Here is a 16362-nt window from a genome sequence, read left to right on the forward strand (position 1 = left end):
CTATAATGCGCAACAATTTTCTTTTTGGTGATAGTGCGATATGAACTCTCTGTTTGCCAGCACGGCGCGTGGACTGGAAGAACTGTTAAAAAGCGAACTCGAAGCGCTGGGCGCTCACGACTGTAAAATAGTGCAGGGTGGGGTACATTTTCAGGGTGACGATCGACTCATGTACCAAAGCCTGCTGTGGAGCCGCCTGGCTTCGCGCATCTTGTTACCGCTTAACGAATTTAAAGTTTACAGCGATTTAGACTTGTACCTCGGGGTGCAGGCGATCGACTGGCCGTCAATCTTTGGTGTGGATAAAACCTTTGCCGTGCACTTTAGCGGCGTGAATGATGAAATCCGCAACAGCCAGTACGGTGCATTGAAAGTAAAAGATGCCATTGTTGATAGCTTTACCCGCAAGTTGGATCAGCGCCCAACGGTTGCCAAGCAGCAGCCGGATATTCGGGTGAATGTTTTCCTGCAACGGGATATGGCCAGTGTGGCATTGGATCTCAGTGGTGAAGGGCTGCATCAGCGTGGTTACCGTGATCTGACCGGTCAGGCTCCCCTGAAAGAAAACCTGGCAGCGGCAATTATCCAGCGCTCAGGCTGGCAGTCAGGTACACCGATGGTCGATCCGATGTGTGGTTCCGGTACATTGCTGATTGAAGCGGCGATGATGGCCTCTGATCGCGCTCCAGGTTTGCATCGCACTCATTGGGGCTTTACCGCCTGGAGTGCCTTCAACGAAGTGCTATGGCGTGAATTGACCAGCGAGGCGCAAGTGCGTGCCCGCAATGGTTTGCAGGAAACCACCTCCCGCTTCTTTGGGTCAGATATCGACAGACGAGTTATCGAAATGGCGCGAGCCAATGCCCGCCGTGCTGGTGTATCGGAGTTGATTACCTTCAATGCCCATGATGTCAGTAAGTTAGTGAACCCATTGCCAGAAGGGCCGGTAGGCACAGTTATCAGTAACCCACCTTACGGTGAGCGCTTGGAAAGTGAACCGGCATTGATTGCATTGCATAATATGCTGGGCCGTATCATGAAATCAGCGTTTGGTGGCTGGCGTTTATCGCTGTTCAGTGCGTCGCCGGAATTGCTGAGTTGTCTGCAACTGCGGGCAGAACGTGAATTTAAAGCGAAAAATGGCCCGCTGGATTGCGTGCAGAAAAACTATCAGTTGGCGGCGAATCCACAGGGTGCGGCGGGTGTTCAGGTGGCAGAAGATTATGCCAACCGCCTGCGTAAAAACGTGAAAAAGCTGGATAAATGGGCCAAACAGCAGGGTATCGAATGCTACCGTCTGTATGATGCCGATTTGCCTGATTATAATGTGGCCGTTGACCGTTACGGCAGTAAAGTGGTGGTGCAGGAATATGCGCCGCCGAAAACGATTGATGCGCAAAAGGCCCGTCAGCGCTTATTTGATGTGATTAACGCCACCCTTGCGGTACTGGAGCTCCCATCAAATCAATTGGTATTAAAAACCCGTGAGCGTCAGAAGGGCAAAAACCAATACGAAAAGCTGGCACAGAAAGGTGAATTCCTGCTGGTAAGTGAATATAACGCCAAGCTATGGGTTAACCTAACTGATTACCTCGATACCGGTCTGTTCCTTGATCATCGCATTGCCCGCCAAATGCTGGGCAAAATGAGCCAGGGTAAAGACTTCCTTAACTTGTTTGCCTATACCGGTACCGCCAGTGTTCATGCCGGATTAGGTGGCGCGCGCAGTACTACGACGGTTGATATGTCGCGTACCTATCTGGAATGGGCTGAGAAGAACCTGCGAGTGAATGGCTTAACCGGCCAACAACACCGCTTGATTCAGGCTGATTGCCTTTCATGGCTCAGTAACACCGATGAGCAGTTCGATGTGATCTTTATTGATCCACCGACTTTCTCCAACTCCAAGCGTATGGAGACCACCTTTGATGTTCAGCGCGATCACTTAGTGCTGATGAAAGAACTTAAACGGTTATTGCGCCGTAAGGGAACAATCATGTTCTCGAACAATAAGCGCGGTTTCCAGATGGATTTGGACGGGATAAAGGCGTTAGGGCTGGAAGCGAAAGAGATAACAGCTCAGACACAATCAGAAGACTTTGCCCGTAATCGTCAAATCCACAACTGTTGGCTGGTCACCCACGGCCACGAGGAAAAGTAGAAACTATGTCGTTAATTAGCATGTCCGGTGCCTGGTTGTCCTTCAGCGATGCACCTTTATTGGATAATACTGAATTGCATATTGAGGCAAACGAGCGCGTTTGTCTGGTGGGCCGTAATGGCGCAGGTAAATCCACCTTATTGAAAATTTTGAGCAAAGAAGTCGCACTGGATGATGGCCGCATCATTTATGAGCAAGATTTGATTGTGGCGCGTCTGCAACAAGACCCACCACGCAATGTGGCCGGTACCGTATTTGATTTTGTGGCGGAAGGGGTGCAGGAACAGGCCGAACATTTAAAAGCCTACCACGCAACCTTGCATCAGGTTGAGTTAGACCCAAGTGAGAAGAACCTCAACCGTCTGGCGGCATTGCAGGAGATCCTAGACCATCAGGGCTTGTGGCAGTTAGATAGCCGCATTCAGGAAGTGCTGGTTCAGCTTGGTTTGTCTGCTGATGCCGAACTTTCATCACTGTCAGGTGGTTGGTTGCGTAAAGCGGCATTAGGCCGTGCGCTGGTAAGTTCGCCGAAAGTGCTGCTGCTGGATGAACCGACCAACCATTTGGATATCGAAACCATTAATTGGCTGGAAGGCTTCCTGAAAGAATTCCAGGGCAGCATTGTATTTATCTCCCATGACCGTTCCTTTATCCGCGCGATGGCGACCCGTATTGTCGACCTTGATCGTGGCAAATTAGTGTCATGGCCGGGTAATTACGAACTGTATCTTGCCAGCAAAGAAGAAGCACTGCGGGTTGAAGAACTGCAAAACGCTGAGTTTGACCGCAAATTGGCACAAGAAGAAGTGTGGATCCGCCAAGGCATCAAAGCGCGTCGCACCCGCAATGAGGGCCGTGTGCGCGCCCTGAAAGCGCTGCGCATGGAGCGTTCAGAACGCCGTGAAGTAATGGGCACAGCCAAGATGCAAGTCGAAGAGACCGTGCGTTCAGGCAAAATTGTCTTTGATCTGGAGAATGTTAACTATCAGATTGATGGCAAAGTGTTAGTGAAAGATTTTACCGCACAAGTACAGCGTGGCGATAAAATCGCGCTGGTGGGCCCGAATGGTTGCGGTAAAACGACATTACTGAAACTGATGCTCGGTCAGCTTAAAGCGGACAGCGGCAAAGTGCATTGTGGTACCAAGTTGGAAGTGGCTTATTTTGACCAGCATCGCGCAGAACTTGATCCCGAACGTACGGTAATGGATAACCTGGCAGAAGGTAAACAAGAAGTGATGGTAAATGGCCGTTCGCGCCACGTACTGGGCTACCTGCAAGACTTCCTGTTCCACCCTAAACGTGCGATGACACCGGTGAAAGCGTTGTCCGGTGGTGAGCGTAACCGCCTGTTATTGGCTAAATTATTCCTGAAACCTAGCAACTTGTTGATCCTCGATGAACCGACCAACGACTTAGATGTGGAAACACTGGAGTTGCTGGAAGAGATGGTTGATAGCTATCAGGGCACAGTGCTGCTGGTAAGCCATGACCGCCAATTTGTTGATAACTCAGTGACGGAATGCTGGATCTTTGAAGGTAATGGCCAGATCAATAGCTTTGTTGGCGGCTATTATGACGCGCATCAACAACGCGCTGAGGCAAAGCCTATTCGTCAGGTGGCGGCTAAAGTTGAAGAAACCAAAGCTGCAGCACCGGTTAAGAGTAATGCTCCAGCCGCTAAGCGCCCAGGTAAGTTGAGCTATAACTTGCAGCGCGAGTTGGATCAGTTACCGCAACAGCTAGAAAAACTGGAAAATGAAATCGGTGGATTACAGGCTCAGGTCAGTCATGCAGATTTCTTCTCCCGCCCACATGAAGAGACACAACAGGTCTTGAAAGCATTAGCTGACGCTGAACAGGCGTTAGACGTTGCGTTCAGTCGTTGGGAAGAGCTGGAAGCTCAGAAAAACGGTTAAAAATGCGTAACCACCGTTCTGTCAGATGACATGCAAGACGATATTATGTCTATTGTTATAGTATGTCTTTTGATAGAACGGCATTCAACAAGACCCAATAGATTTCAACGTGCGGGAAGGTAGCTTGCAGTGGCCTCAACGAGGCGAGATCCATGGATGGTGGAGTAACGGAACAGCCAACCATCTGCATGTTGAAAGATGAAGGGATATACAGGCCAGCCGCAAGGACATAGATATTGTATTCTGTTATTGAGCCTAAACACGGCGGGCAGTCAGGGAATGTCATCCTGTGCCGGCAGTGCGACATGTCAGTGGCCTTACCCTCCCTGCCTTATGGCACCAAAGCGGTATGCCCGCGTTGCAAAACCACACTGACTGCTCGGTGGGATGAGCCACGTAAACGCCCAGTAGGATACGCACTGAGCGCATTATTTATGCTGGTGCTGGCTAATATGTTCCCGTTCGTCAACATGCGTGTGGCCGGGATCACCAGCGAAATTACCCTGTTTCAAATACCTCAAGTGATGGTGTCAGATAACTATACCAGTATGGCAACGTTATTTATGGTGCTGGTTCAGTTGATACCCGCATTCTGTATGGTAGCCATTATTCTGCTCTGTCTACGGGTGCGGATGCCTGCTCACTTGAAAGCGGTAATAGCGAGAGTATTATTTCAATTTAAAAGCTGGTGCATGGTTGAGATTTTCCTCGCCGGTGTGCTGGTGAGTTTTGTCAAACTGATGGCGTATGGCGAAATCGGCATTGGCAGTAGTTTTATTCCCTATTGCCTATTTTGTCTGTTACAAGTCCGTGCTTTTCAATGTGTCGATCGTCATTGGATGTGGCAGGATATTGCCCCAGCCCCCGAACTGAAGTTCCCGTTGATTACGGGCCGTACTGGTTTGAGTCAGGGGTTGCGATCCTGTTCTTGTTGTACTGCCATTTTGCCGCAATCCCAGGTGCAATGCCCGCGCTGCCATACTCATGGCTACGTTCGCCGCCGTAATAGCTTGCAGTGGACGATGGCGCTGCTGATTACCTCGATTCTGCTCTATATTCCAGCTAATCTGATGCCGATTATGATTACCGAAAGTCTGGGGAATCAAATGGGTTCTACCATTATGTCCGGGGTTATTTTCTTGTGGAGCGAAGGTTCCTATCCCGTGGCTATGGTGATTTTTATCGCCAGTATCATGGTGCCATCGTTAAAAATGTTAGCGATTGGCTGGCTGTGTTGGGATGCAAAAGGGAAAGGAAAAGGAAAAGGGAATACCGATACTGAACGGATGCATTTTATTTATGAAATCGTCGAGTTTGTTGGCCGTTGGTCAATGATCGATGTCTTTGTTATCGCGGTGCTCTCATCATTAGTCCGTATTGGGCAACTGATGAGTATTTACCCAGCGATTGGTGCCCTGCTATTTGCCATGGTAGTGGTTCTGACAATGTTTTCTGCATTAACCTTTGATCCCCGTTTAACCTGGGATCGAATAAGTGAATCAACCCAAAAGGAGCCGCAAGGTGACGGACAATAATCCCAGCCAGAATGTGGCGGAAATTGAAAAAATCAAGCGCTGGTCCCCGGTGTGGATCATCCCGATTGTCACGGTACTGATTGGCGCATGGATTTTATTTTATCATTTCAGCCATCAGGGGCCACAAGTGGTGTTGACCACACTGAATGCTGAAGGCATTGATGCGGGTAAAACTAAAATCAAGAGCCGCAGTGTGGATGTCGGTATCGTTGAACAGGTCACGCTGAGCGAGGATCTGAAACATGTTATCGTGCAAGCGCGGCTCAATTCAGGCATGAGTACCCTGTTACATGGCGATACGGTTTTCTGGGTAGTGAAACCGCAAATTGGCCGTGAAGGTGTGTCTGGCCTGGGAACGCTACTTTCCGGTGCTTACATTGAGCTGCAACCTGGTAGCAAAGGTAAGTCATTAAATGAATTCACCTTATTGGATTCCCCTCCGCTGGCCTCACCTGATGCCAAAGGGGTGCGGATAATGCTGGATAGCGAACAGGCTGGGCAGTTGAATGCCGGGGATCCGGTATTGTTCCGTGGCTATCGCGTCGGGTCGGTAGAAACCAGTACCTTTGATGCCAAATCACGCTTAATGCGTTATCAGTTATTTATTGGTGCGCCTTATGACAGTCTGGTCACCAGCAATGTTCGTTTCTGGAAGGACAGTGGTGTTGCAGTCGATCTCTCATCACAAGGAATGCGAGTTGAGATGGCATCGCTGGCAACCTTATTCAGTGGTGGCGTCAGTTTCGATGTGCCTGATGGTTCTGATCTGGGCAAGCCAATCACAGCAGCTAAAGCTGAATTCAAACTGTTTGATAATCGCAGCAGCATTCAAAATTCTCTGTTCACGGAACATGAAGATTTCTTGTTGTTCTTCTCTGATTCTGTGCGTGGTTTGCAGTCTGGTGCACCGGTAGAGTTCCGTGGCATTCGTGTGGGTACTGTGGCTGATGTACCGTTCTTCACCAAAGGCATGAGGCAGCGGGTAGATAATGATTTCCGTATACCTGTACTTATTCGCATTGAACCAGGCCGTTTCCGCGATGATTTAGGCCCGGATACCAATTTTGCGCAAATATTGAAAACAGCGAAAGAGCGCGGGCTACGTGCATCGATGAAGTCAGGTAACTTGCTGACAGGCGCGCTGTTTGTTGATCTGGATTTCTACCCAGATGCCAAACCGTGGAAAGGGCCGCTGGAAGTGGCGGGCTATCCATTGCTGCCAACCGTCAGCGGTGGTTTAGCGCAAATTCAGCAGAAACTGATGCAAACGCTGGATAAGATTAATAGTCTGCCACTGGATCCAATGGTGAACGAAGTCACGAAGACACTGGCTGAAAGTCAGAAAACGATGCGTGAAACTCAGAAAACCTTGGCTGCATTGACGGCAATTACCTCCAGCCCTGCGATGCAGGATCTACCAAAAGATCTGCAAAAAACGCTGAATGAGTTGAATCGCAGCATGAAAGGCTTCCAGCCAGGTTCACCGGCTTACAACAAGATGGTGGGTGATATGCAACGGTTAGATCAGGTCTTGCGTGAATTACAGCCGGTATTGCGTACGCTAAACGAGAAGAGCAACGCACTGGTATTTGAAGCGGCAGGAAGTCAGGATCCTCAGCCTAAGAAGGCCAAAAAATGATGAAATGGATGGCAGTTCTCGCAGCGTTGTTGCTCAGCGCTTGCAGTAGCGAACCCGGCAAAACCTACTATCAGTTACCGGCTCTTAGCGCTCCTGCTACGGCCAGTAGCAGTGTTGCCTCAAAACAGCTATGGATTGAACATGTTGGTGTCGCTGATTATCTGGCTGCGACAGGGGTGGTGTACCAAACCAACGATGTGCAGTATGTCATTGCCAGTAACAACCTTTGGGCCAGTCCGCTGGATCAACAGTTGCAGCAAACCTTGGTGACCAATCTGAGTAATGCGCTGCCGGGTTGGCTGGTCTCTTCACAACCACTGGATAGCGATCAGGACGTTCTCAATGTGACTGTAACCGGCTTCCATGGCCGCTATGATGGTCGTGCCATCATTCGTGGCGTGTGGATACTGAAACATCAGGGGCAGTTGATTAAGCAGCCATTCGATCTCGAGCTTAAACAGAGTGAAGACGGTTACGATGCGTTGATCCGTACTTTGGCGCAGGGCTGGCAGCAAGAGGCCACAGCTATTGCTGCTCAGTTACAAAACGTTAAGTAATATTTTGTTCTAATTTAATCTAATATCAGTTAAACCCTCTTTCGTTGCTAATGAAAAATTACAGCGAAAGAGGGTTTTTTGTTTAATATCAACATATTGTCTTCAGTTGCCCCCAAATCAACCACTTAGCAAATTCAGCGTGCATAGCTCACAAATATGACATTGGCGTGAATTTTGCGCATTGCTTTTCTGTTTCCTAAGGTCTATCACTTAATTGTGGCTGCACATAAAGTGGTCACTGTTTTCTTTCCACCAGACCGAAAGATGAGGGAAACGAGGCATGAAGAGACAGAAAAGAGATCGCCTGGAAAGGGCATTGTCACGCGGATATCAAGCAGGTATTTCAGGGCGTTCAAGGGAAATTTGTCCCTATCAAGCTTTAGACGCCAGATCACATTGGTTAGGAGGTTGGCGACAAGCCATGGAGGACAGGGCTGTGACCGCTTAAGCGGCTCTCTGTCAGACTAAGGGATCACCTCCGCTTTATGCGCATATTGCGGAGGTTTTCATTTTTACTCTTCGTACTTGGCGCCGCAGCGTTGTTGGCTGCATTCGCTTACCCGAATCATTGACTGGTGTCAACTCATCGGGACTCATATCAAACTATTCAATCCAGCGCTTTAGCAAGATACTCGCGTTAACGCCACCAAAACCGAAGCCATTTGACAGCGCATAAGTTATCTCATGAGGAAGAGCTTTACCTGCCACGATATTCAACCCCTCGGCCGCAGGATCCAGATTCTCCAAATTCAGAGTGGCTGGCACGATTTGATCACGTAACGCCAGTACCGTGAAGATGGTTTCCAATCCGCCAGCCGCTCCCAGCAAATGCCCGGTGGCTGACTTGGTTGAGGTAATGGCTAAGGTAGCACTCTCACCAAATAAGTGTTTAATCGCATTGATTTCACCGATATCACCCACCGGGGTTGAGGTTGCATGCGCATTAAGATGCTGAACTTGTTCCGGTTTAATTTTAGCCTGACGCAAAGCGATCTTCATTGCACGATATGCGCCATCACCGTCTTCAGCACCAGAAGTCATATGGTAGGCATCGGCACTGGTACCGTAGCCGACAATCTCAGCCAATGGTTGTGCGCCACGTGCGAGAGCATGCTCTAACTCCTCAATAATCAGTAAACCGGCACCTTCCCCCATCACAAAGCCATCACGAGCACTGTCGAAGGGGCGGGAGGCTTTTTCAGGTGTACTATTAGAGCCGGTTGATAGCGCGCGGGCCGCCGCAAAACCAGCCAAACTGACCTTATCAATTGCGGCTTCAGTGCCACCACATAGGGCAACATCCGCTTCATCGTTGCGGATCATCCGCACTGCATCACCAATAGCTTGCACTCCCGCCGCACAAGCGGTGACGGGTGCGCCAATCGGCCCTTTAAAATGATGCTTAATAGAAACATGACCCGCAGCCAAATTCACTAAAAACGAAGGCACGGTGAAAGGGGAAAGGCGTTTTGGCCCACGAGTGTCGGTGGTGCGTACTGCATGAGCAATCGCTGGGAACCCCCCAATACCAGAACCAATTACCGTAGCGGTACGTTCCTGTTTTTCTGCATTGTCGGCATGCCAGTCGGCTTGGGTGATAGCTTCATCTGCCGCCGCCATCGCAAATTCAATGAAACGATCCATTTTCTTCTGATCTTTTGGCGCTACAGCTTTATCAGGATCAAAGCCTGCTGCTGAGTCTGCATCAAGTGTAGGAACTTGCCCACCAATCTTGGCTGGTAAATCACCGACAATCTCATCCGGCAGAACACGGATGCCGGATTGCCCTGCCAGCAGACGTTGCCAAACAGTTTCGCTACCACAGCCTAATGGGGAAACCACACCCATTCCTGTAATTACTACACGGCGCGTATTCATCGTTTTTCCTTTTGAGACTTAATTGAGTGGGACTGCTGACGGGTATCGATTGATTGTTTGCCATGCATCAGTGCCAACCGTTGATTAATTATATCGCTCTTGACGGAGCCTGCCGCAAGAGTGACATCTTGTGCCTGAATAGGTTGCCCGGTATTTCTGTCCAGTAAGATGGCCTCTACTGGATTTCCAGTACGGCGATCTGCGAGTATCACCGCAGGGCCAAGTGGCGCAAAATGCTGATTACCCCAGTGGAATAGTGCCGCCATCACGGGGAAGAAATCATTACCACGCTCAGTCAATAAATACTCATAACGGGCAGGGCGCGGATTATACAGTCGCTTCTCAAGGATCCCACTTTCCACCAGATACTTTAGGCGACGGGTGAGGATAGTGGGGGATAGCTGCAAACTTTGCTGAAATTCATCAAAGCGTGTTAACCCTTGAAAGGCATCACGGATGATTAATATGCTCCACCATTCACCGACGCGTTCAAGAGCGCGGGCAACCGGACAGGGCATATCTTCAAGACAGGTTCTTTGCATACCATTCCTCACATCATGATTGTGTTTTTGGCTGAGCATGGGCTGAAAATTAAAACCCAATAAGTGACTACATTTATTGTAGTTACTTGAGTTAAAAAAAATGCCTTTGGGCATCATTATTATGGTGCAGGGGAGTGACTGCCCCTGCACAGGGATAACAGAACAATATTTTAGAAAGTATTGGTATCTTTAAACAGACCCACTTTCAAGTCGGTGGCAGTGTAAATCACTTTGCCATCAACCAATACTTCACCGTCCGCGACACCCATAATTAATTTACGCATAATAACGCGTTTAAAATTAATACGATATGTTACTTTCTTGGCATCAGGCAGTATCTGACCGGTGAATTTCACCTCACCGACACCCAGCGCGCGGCCTTTGCCTTCGCCACCTAACCAGCCAAGATAGAAACCAACCAATTGCCACATAGCATCAAGGCCCAGGCAACCAGGCATAACAGGATCACCGATAAAGTGGCAACCGAAGAACCATAGGTCTGGATTGATATCCAGTTCCGCTTCCACATAACCTTTGCCATAGGTACCGCCGTCTTCAGTCATCTTGACGACACGGTCCATCATTAACATATTGCCTGCTGGCAATGGTGGTCCGCCAGCGCCAAACAGTTCGCCACGGCCTGATGCTTCAAGGTCTTCTTTTGTATAGGATTCGCGTTTATCTACCATGTTCTCAGTAAGCCTTATTTTAGTGAAGTGCGCAGAATAGCGTACACCTGTACGCTGAGCAAGTCCGATCAGCCCTGGTTGAACCAGTTTAGCCAGCGTAATGGCCATGGCCAACGGTGTCTGTCCTGCGGATTAACCTGTGAGATTCGCTCTTGAATTATACCTAACAGGCTGGGTTGCTGCTCGTCGGCATACACCATACCTGTCAATAACGGTAGTGCTTCAGCGGCGCTATCAACGGCCCAGAGATGGAACTGACCATTTTGCACTGCCTCAACTACCGCCTGATTCAGGCATAAATGACGGACATTGGTCGTGGGTAGAATCACCCCCTGTGTGCCCGTCAGCCCGCGACGCTGACAAGCTTCGAAGAAGCCTTCGATCTTTTCATTCACGCCGCCAATAGGCTGCACATTACCAAACTGATCAACCGAGCCGGTGACCGCAATTTGCTGGTTGATCGGCTGCTGCGAAAGGGCGCTGATCAAAGCACAAAGCTCGGCCAGTGAGGCGCTATCGCCATCGACTTCACCATAGGATTGCTCAAAAACAATCGAGGCCGAGAATGGCAGCGGTTGATCAAGTTCCAATTCCGAAATCAAGAATGCCTGCATAATCATCATGCCTTTAGCATGTAGATTACCGCCTAATTCCGCTTTACGTTCAACGTCAACAAATTCGCCGTCACCCAAGTGAACCACACAACTGATACGTGCAGGTTCGCCAAAGGCATAAGGGTGGCCTGGGTATTCCAGTACCGACAAGCCATTAATCTGGCCGACGACCAGGCCTTCGGTATCAACCAAAATCTGCCCTAGCTCAATTTCATCTTGCATCCGCTCGGCAAGATAACTATTGCGCCAGTCACGGGCATTCAGTGCAACTTCCAGCGCATTGGCGGTTATTGAGGCTTCTTCAGCATATAGCGCCGCTTCGGCTAAGTGACCGGTTAACCATTGCGGACACAGAGGCAGACTACCCTGATCACCGCTGTAGCGCACCGCCTGACGAAACAGAACTGGCCAGGCATCGGCAGATAAGGATGGCAACTGCTTTCTTTGCAATAACGCATTGATATAACCACACCATAGGGTCATACCATCGATATCGACCAGTGGCAGTTCGACTTCGAACTCGCCATAGATAGCCAATTCCCCTAACTCGGGTTCCATATCGTGGAAATCGCCAAGGCCCAGACGGTCGCCAACAAGAATCAGGCGCAGGTCCAGTGGCATCGAGGGAATATGTACTGGCAGAGGGCGGGTTTCATCAGGTGACAACCAATCGAAGCGTTGCTGAACAATCATTTGTTTCAGGCGCAGCCACATCAGTGGTTGAGCTTGTAATGCCCGTACTGACAGGATCAATATGCCGCCATTAGCTTGATGAACCAAGCCAGGTTGCAGACTGATTTGATCTTTATGCCATCTAACACAACCAAACAGTTGTTCTGGTTCTACCCATTCCTGATAGAGGCAGCGTGAACGGGCCGCAAAAGGCTCGTCACCACGTTGTGCCGGCTGCCAGGTCACTAGGTTACCATCAACCTGATAATCACCACCAAACACGGCAGAGGCTTCAGGTTGCAGCTCTTTAACTACCTGCGCGATCAGTGCCAGATACTCAGTACTCTCCTGTGCTTTAATCAGCATAAAACGCGGTTGAGATTGAGGATGACAAAACAACGTCATGCCATTCTCTAACCGGGGCTGAATCGCCGAGAAAGAAACCGGCTCCAACTGGGAGGCCGTAGCAAATAACGCTTCATAAGGCGTTGCGTTCGGCAGTAGTGACTGCCATTCAAGTCGGTTATTGGTCAAAGTAATAGATGCAATCGTCAAAAAGGGAAAGGGCGATTATACAAGAATAAAGCAGGCTGCATATACGTAGAGTGGTAGTTGGTCGCAAGGAGTAAGACATCGGCAGTGTTCCGTACAAAAAACAAACTAATCATATGCTTTTAGTAGGGTGAAATTCTGCATAAAACTGTTATGCTTGATTTAAGTTACACGGTCACTAAAGAGCTCACGATGAAATATCAACAACTGGAAAATCTGGAAAGTGGTTGGAAATGGGCGTATTTGGTAAAAAAACACCGTGAAGGTGAAGCCATTACTCGCCATATTGAAAACAGTGCAGCTACGGACGCGGTAGAGCAGCTGATGAAGCTGGAAAGTGAACCAGTAAAGGTGTTGGAGTGGATTGACGCACATATGAATATGCAACTGGCTACTCGGATGAAGCAGACTATCCGCGCCAGGCGTAAGCGCCATTTTAATGCCGAGCATCAGCATACCCGCAAAAAATCTATCGATCTGGAATTTCTGGTTTGGCAGCGTTTGGCTGCTCTAGCCCGGCGCCGTGGCGGTACCTTGTCAGATACAGTGGTGCAGTTAATTGAAGATGCTGAGCGCAAAGAGAAATATGCCAACCAGATGTCATCTTTGAAACAGGACTTACAGGATATTCTCGGTAAAGAGATCTAACCTGTCTTGGCATGAACCTGATCAGAGATGAAGTAAACCCATTAATAATAGAGATATTAATGGGTTTACTATCATTAATGACAAAAAAAAACCCCGCAATGCGGGGTTTTTTACAAAAGGAGTAAACTTAAGCCTGTGGCTGAGTTACAACTTCTTTGTAGCCTTTAACTTCGATCTCTACGCGACGATCTGGTGCCAGGCACTCGATCAGAGCAGCACGTGGTTTCACAGTAGCACAGGTGCTACCAGTCACTGGGTTTGCTTGGCCTTCACCGCGAGCGGTGATTTTGTCAGCAGGGATACCTTTAGAAACCAGGTAATCACGCACGCTGTCAGCACGGCGCTGAGACAGAGCTAAGTTAGGAGCTGGTTGACCGATACGGTCAGCGAAGCCCAGAACAACTACAGAACCGTCTTTAGGATCGATAGAGCTCAGTTGTGCATACAGTTGGTCCAGAGCTTGCTGGCCTTCTGGTTTCAGAGTTGCTTTGTTGAAAGCGAACAGCACGTCAGACTTCAGAGTGAAACGCTTAGTGTCAACAACTGGAGCTGGAGCTGGTGCTGGAGCAACTACTGGTGCTACTGCATCATCTTGACCGAAACGGTAAGAAACACCCAGGCTCAGCATGCCGTTGTCTGGACGAGCACCAACGGTAGCTCTATCACCGATGTTGCTAACCCATTGGTATTCCATACGGGTTGCCCAGTTTTTGGTCCATGCGTATTCTGCACCCAGTGCTACCAGTGGAGAAACACCGGTGTCATGGTTGCTAGAACGGGTATCAGTAGGAGCATCGTAAGCGCTAGAATCTGCACGCCAAACCATACCACCCAGACGGGTGTACAGGTCCAGATCTTGAGCAACAGGGTAGCTCAGTTTAGCAGCCAACTGTACGCCTTGTGCTTTGAATGCGCCGTTATTTACGTCGCCTTTGTAAGGCATACGGCCAAGCCAGTCGTATCCCATTTCAAAGCCCAGGTATTGGTTTGCTTGGTAACCCAAGAACGCACCAGCACCCAGTTGGTTTTTATGGGTAGGACCATCGTTGCCAACGTCGCCATAGATACCGCCAGTGCCAGTATCTTGATACTGGGACCAGCCCAGTTTACCACCGGTGTACCAGGTGTTATCTTTCGGTGCGGCTTGCGCTACTGTAGCGAAACCAGCCAGTGCCACTGCTAATGCGATAGCTGTCTTTTTCATTTTACGCCTCGTTATCATCCAAATAGGCAATGAGCTTTAAAAAGCTAAGCCCTTGGTTAAAATTCTTCGCCAAGGTTTTAACGCTCCCGTTAATCACGCTGCCAGTATAATTTGGCGTTTTAGAGCAACCTTGGCGATGTAAAGTCTACAACGTGGCGAGAAAGTTACAAGTGTGATGTGATAAACCGCCTGAAAAAAAGGCGAAATAGTGCATTATCTTTAACGATTTAGCGGTAAAAACCAGCTTTTTAGGGGTGTTGTTTTTTGCTACAAGCCGCATTCCGACTCGCTTTATGCTGGTTTTGCAGGACTAAGCGCTAAATATTGTAATAATTCATGGGATAAATCCTAAATTTACTTAATGATACAAAGAAGAATGAATTTTTAACGTTGCGCACTGTCCTTGGTTCAGTTTTATGTCATTCAACGGACGCATAACAAACCCATAGGCATTCCCTAACTTTGCTGCTAAACGTAATCTAATCCGATCATTTTCTGACAAATCCGGTAGCCAACCAAGAACGACACTGTAGTTCCCCGTCAATAATGCCTTCTCCATTGCATCAACAGTCGACAATGGATTGATTTGCCTTAACTGAACAACTTTATCTACTGGCAAGCCTGAATGCTGTAACCACACACGACTTAATTTCTGCTGTGGAGCCAGCCATAAAAGCCAGCGAGACTGCTTACCCAGTTGTTGTAATAAAGGAAGCAATAACTGGGTTACCGCAGGCTGGTTTTCACTGTACACAAGTTCACTGATAAGGCCACTATCTGTTGGAGCATCAACTCGTTCCGGTGTTTCACGGCTAACAAGGGAGTGATAATTAGCATGATAAGGTTTTAGTGATTGAGTACGCATTATGAACCTCGCCTGTAGTGTGCTGTATGTATATACAGTAGTCACTGTTTGTTCGAAGATCAACTAAATTTTTACAAGACGCTTCGCATAATTGTGATGTAAATACCTGCAAATTCATTTTGTGTTTGGCTAGGTAATCCATATTGCGTATTTTTTAATTGGTTGTTCCTCTTACACTTATTGCAATTGAATAGGGACGTTAGATCGGATTTTTACTAAAGGAGTAGTCATGGAAACCGCATCAGAAAACAAAATCATACAAGCGCAGGGGCGTTTTGATTTTTTAGGCAAGATCACAGTTCGCTCGCAATTTGGCGGATATGGGCTGTTGGCGAATGGCATTATGTTTGCTGTGGTTTCGGATGGCGAATTGTATTTACGTGCTAATAATAAGATAGAAAATCTATTTCGTAGTCGGGGGATGAGTAACCTTGTCTACGCTAAGCGTGGGTTACCGGTATTGCTGCGTTATTATTGGGTTGACTCTACGCTCTGGGAGGATGAGTGCACACTAAGTCATTTCGTTACGCGAGCTTATCAAGGGGCGAAAGCTGAGGTTTTAAGCAAAAAAGGGCCAACAGTTCGTCTGAAGGATTTACCAAATCTCAGCGCCAGTCTTGAACGTCTATTGTGGAAAGTCGGTATCAAAAATGCGGCAGAGCTGCGGCGTGAGGGGGCCAAACGCTGTTATCTGAAATTACGTGCGTTAAAGTGCTCACTTGGGATTAATGTCTTATTGGCACTGGCTGGAGCGATAAGTGGCCATCATTATGCTGTGCTGCCCTTATTGATGCGTAGTGAGCTTATTGAATGGTTTGAAATACATATCCACTCGCCCAACATTACGCAGTTTGAAACAGCGTAAGGGGCCAATAGGTAAATGGCCC

General features: G+C 48.5%; 14 protein-coding genes. 8 read left to right on the top strand and 6 right to left on the bottom strand.

Translation table 11 applies throughout. From position 1 onward, the window contains the following. Positions 1–40: 40 nt before the first annotated feature. The 6 genes from rlmKL to rmf all read left to right on the top strand — a co-directional run bounded on the left by rlmKL (position 41) and on the right by rmf (position 8259). Complete coding sequence (gene rlmKL, locus EL015_RS08410; protein ID WP_032906155.1) at positions 41–2161, top strand: bifunctional 23S rRNA (guanine(2069)-N(7))-methyltransferase RlmK/23S rRNA (guanine(2445)-N(2))-methyltransferase RlmL; 2121 nt, start codon at positions 41–43, stop codon at positions 2159–2161. Positions 2162–2166: 5 nt separating this feature from the next. Further along, on the top strand, positions 2167–4080 hold the full coding sequence (locus EL015_RS08415; RefSeq protein ID WP_032906154.1) for an ABC transporter ATP-binding protein: 1914 nt from the start codon (positions 2167–2169) through the stop codon (positions 4078–4080). Positions 4081–4316: 236 nt separating this feature from the next. After that, the gene (gene pqiA, locus EL015_RS08420; protein WP_071843430.1) at positions 4317–5615 is read left to right on the top strand and encodes a membrane integrity-associated transporter subunit PqiA; all 1299 of its coding nucleotides are present in this window, start codon (positions 4317–4319) and stop codon (positions 5613–5615) included. Continuing rightward, a complete protein-coding gene (pqiB, locus tag EL015_RS08425) occupies positions 5602–7254 on the top strand; it encodes an intermembrane transport protein PqiB (RefSeq protein ID WP_032906151.1) in 1653 nt (550 codons plus the stop codon). Before pqiA ends, pqiB begins: the two co-directional genes overlap by 14 nt. Further along, the gene (gene pqiC / locus EL015_RS08430) at positions 7251–7811 is read left to right on the top strand and encodes a membrane integrity-associated transporter subunit PqiC (protein ID WP_032906150.1); all 561 of its coding nucleotides are present in this window, start codon (positions 7251–7253) and stop codon (positions 7809–7811) included. The genes pqiB and pqiC overlap by 4 nt, the downstream gene beginning before the upstream one ends. 280 nt (positions 7812–8091) lie before the next feature. Continuing rightward, on the top strand, positions 8092–8259 hold the full coding sequence (gene rmf, locus EL015_RS08435; protein WP_005170911.1) for a ribosome modulation factor: 168 nt from the start codon (positions 8092–8094) through the stop codon (positions 8257–8259). Positions 8260–8414: 155 nt separating this feature from the next. Here rmf and fabF read toward each other — a convergent pair whose 3' ends face one another. The 4 genes from fabF to EL015_RS08455 all read right to left on the bottom strand — a co-directional run bounded on the left by fabF (position 8415) and on the right by EL015_RS08455 (position 12740). Next, positions 8415–9689, bottom strand: coding sequence for a beta-ketoacyl-ACP synthase II (fabF, locus tag EL015_RS08440; RefSeq protein WP_032906148.1), 1275 nt, complete (start codon positions 9687–9689; stop codon positions 8415–8417). Next, complete coding sequence (locus tag EL015_RS08445) at positions 9686–10231, bottom strand: winged helix-turn-helix transcriptional regulator (protein ID WP_032906219.1); 546 nt, start codon at positions 10229–10231, stop codon at positions 9686–9688. Before EL015_RS08445 ends, fabF begins: the two co-directional genes overlap by 4 nt. A 170-nt stretch (positions 10232–10401) precedes the next feature. Beyond that, the gene (fabA, locus tag EL015_RS08450; protein WP_005184607.1) at positions 10402–10920 is read right to left on the bottom strand and encodes a bifunctional 3-hydroxydecanoyl-ACP dehydratase/trans-2-decenoyl-ACP isomerase; all 519 of its coding nucleotides are present in this window, start codon (positions 10918–10920) and stop codon (positions 10402–10404) included. 68 nt (positions 10921–10988) lie between these two features. Continuing rightward, entirely contained in the window at positions 10989–12740 is a 1752-nt protein-coding gene (locus tag EL015_RS08455; RefSeq protein WP_005184605.1) for an AAA family ATPase, read from the bottom strand. Positions 12741–12950: 210 nt separating this feature from the next. Between EL015_RS08455 and matP the strand changes: the two genes are divergently transcribed. Continuing rightward, a complete protein-coding gene (matP, locus tag EL015_RS08460; protein ID WP_005184603.1) occupies positions 12951–13406 on the top strand; it encodes a macrodomain Ter protein MatP in 456 nt (151 codons plus the stop codon). A 127-nt stretch (positions 13407–13533) separates the two neighbouring features. On the opposite strand, the gene ompA is transcribed toward matP, so the two are convergent. Beyond that, on the bottom strand, positions 13534–14610 hold the full coding sequence (gene ompA, locus EL015_RS08465) for a porin OmpA (RefSeq protein ID WP_005184601.1): 1077 nt from the start codon (positions 14608–14610) through the stop codon (positions 13534–13536). A gap of 358 nt (positions 14611–14968) precedes the next feature. Further along, on the bottom strand, positions 14969–15475 hold the full coding sequence (sulA, locus tag EL015_RS08470) for an SOS-induced cell division inhibitor SulA (RefSeq protein ID WP_005184600.1): 507 nt from the start codon (positions 15473–15475) through the stop codon (positions 14969–14971). A 229-nt stretch (positions 15476–15704) separates the two neighbouring features. On the opposite strand from sulA, the gene EL015_RS08475 reads away from it, so the two are divergent. After that, positions 15705–16340, top strand: coding sequence for a TfoX/Sxy family DNA transformation protein (locus tag EL015_RS08475; protein ID WP_005184599.1), 636 nt, complete (start codon positions 15705–15707; stop codon positions 16338–16340). Positions 16341–16362 lie beyond the last annotated feature (22 nt).

It is taken from the genome of Yersinia intermedia (assembly GCF_900635455.1).
Lineage (GTDB): Bacteria > Pseudomonadota > Gammaproteobacteria > Enterobacterales > Enterobacteriaceae > Yersinia > Yersinia intermedia.

Coding starts and splice junctions, on each gene's coding strand:
- rmf (WP_005170911.1), top strand. CDS start 8,092: ATGAAGAGACAGAAAAGAGATCGCCTGGAAAGGGCATTGTCACGCGGA.
- ompA (WP_005184601.1), bottom strand. CDS start 14,610: ATGAAAAAGACAGCTATCGCATTAGCAGTGGCACTGGCTGGTTTCGCT.
- EL015_RS08475 (WP_005184599.1), top strand. CDS start 15,705: ATGGAAACCGCATCAGAAAACAAAATCATACAAGCGCAGGGGCGTTTT.
- fabF (WP_032906148.1), bottom strand. CDS start 9,689: ATGAATACGCGCCGTGTAGTAATTACAGGAATGGGTGTGGTTTCCCCA.
- sulA (WP_005184600.1), bottom strand. CDS start 15,475: ATGCGTACTCAATCACTAAAACCTTATCATGCTAATTATCACTCCCTT.
- EL015_RS08445 (WP_032906219.1), bottom strand. CDS start 10,231: ATGCAAAGAACCTGTCTTGAAGATATGCCCTGTCCGGTTGCCCGCGCT.
- fabA (WP_005184607.1), bottom strand. CDS start 10,920: ATGGTAGATAAACGCGAATCCTATACAAAAGAAGACCTTGAAGCATCA.
- pqiC (WP_032906150.1), top strand. CDS start 7,251: ATGATGAAATGGATGGCAGTTCTCGCAGCGTTGTTGCTCAGCGCTTGC.
- rlmKL (WP_032906155.1), top strand. CDS start 41: ATGAACTCTCTGTTTGCCAGCACGGCGCGTGGACTGGAAGAACTGTTA.
- EL015_RS08415 (WP_032906154.1), top strand. CDS start 2,167: ATGTCGTTAATTAGCATGTCCGGTGCCTGGTTGTCCTTCAGCGATGCA.
- matP (WP_005184603.1), top strand. CDS start 12,951: ATGAAATATCAACAACTGGAAAATCTGGAAAGTGGTTGGAAATGGGCG.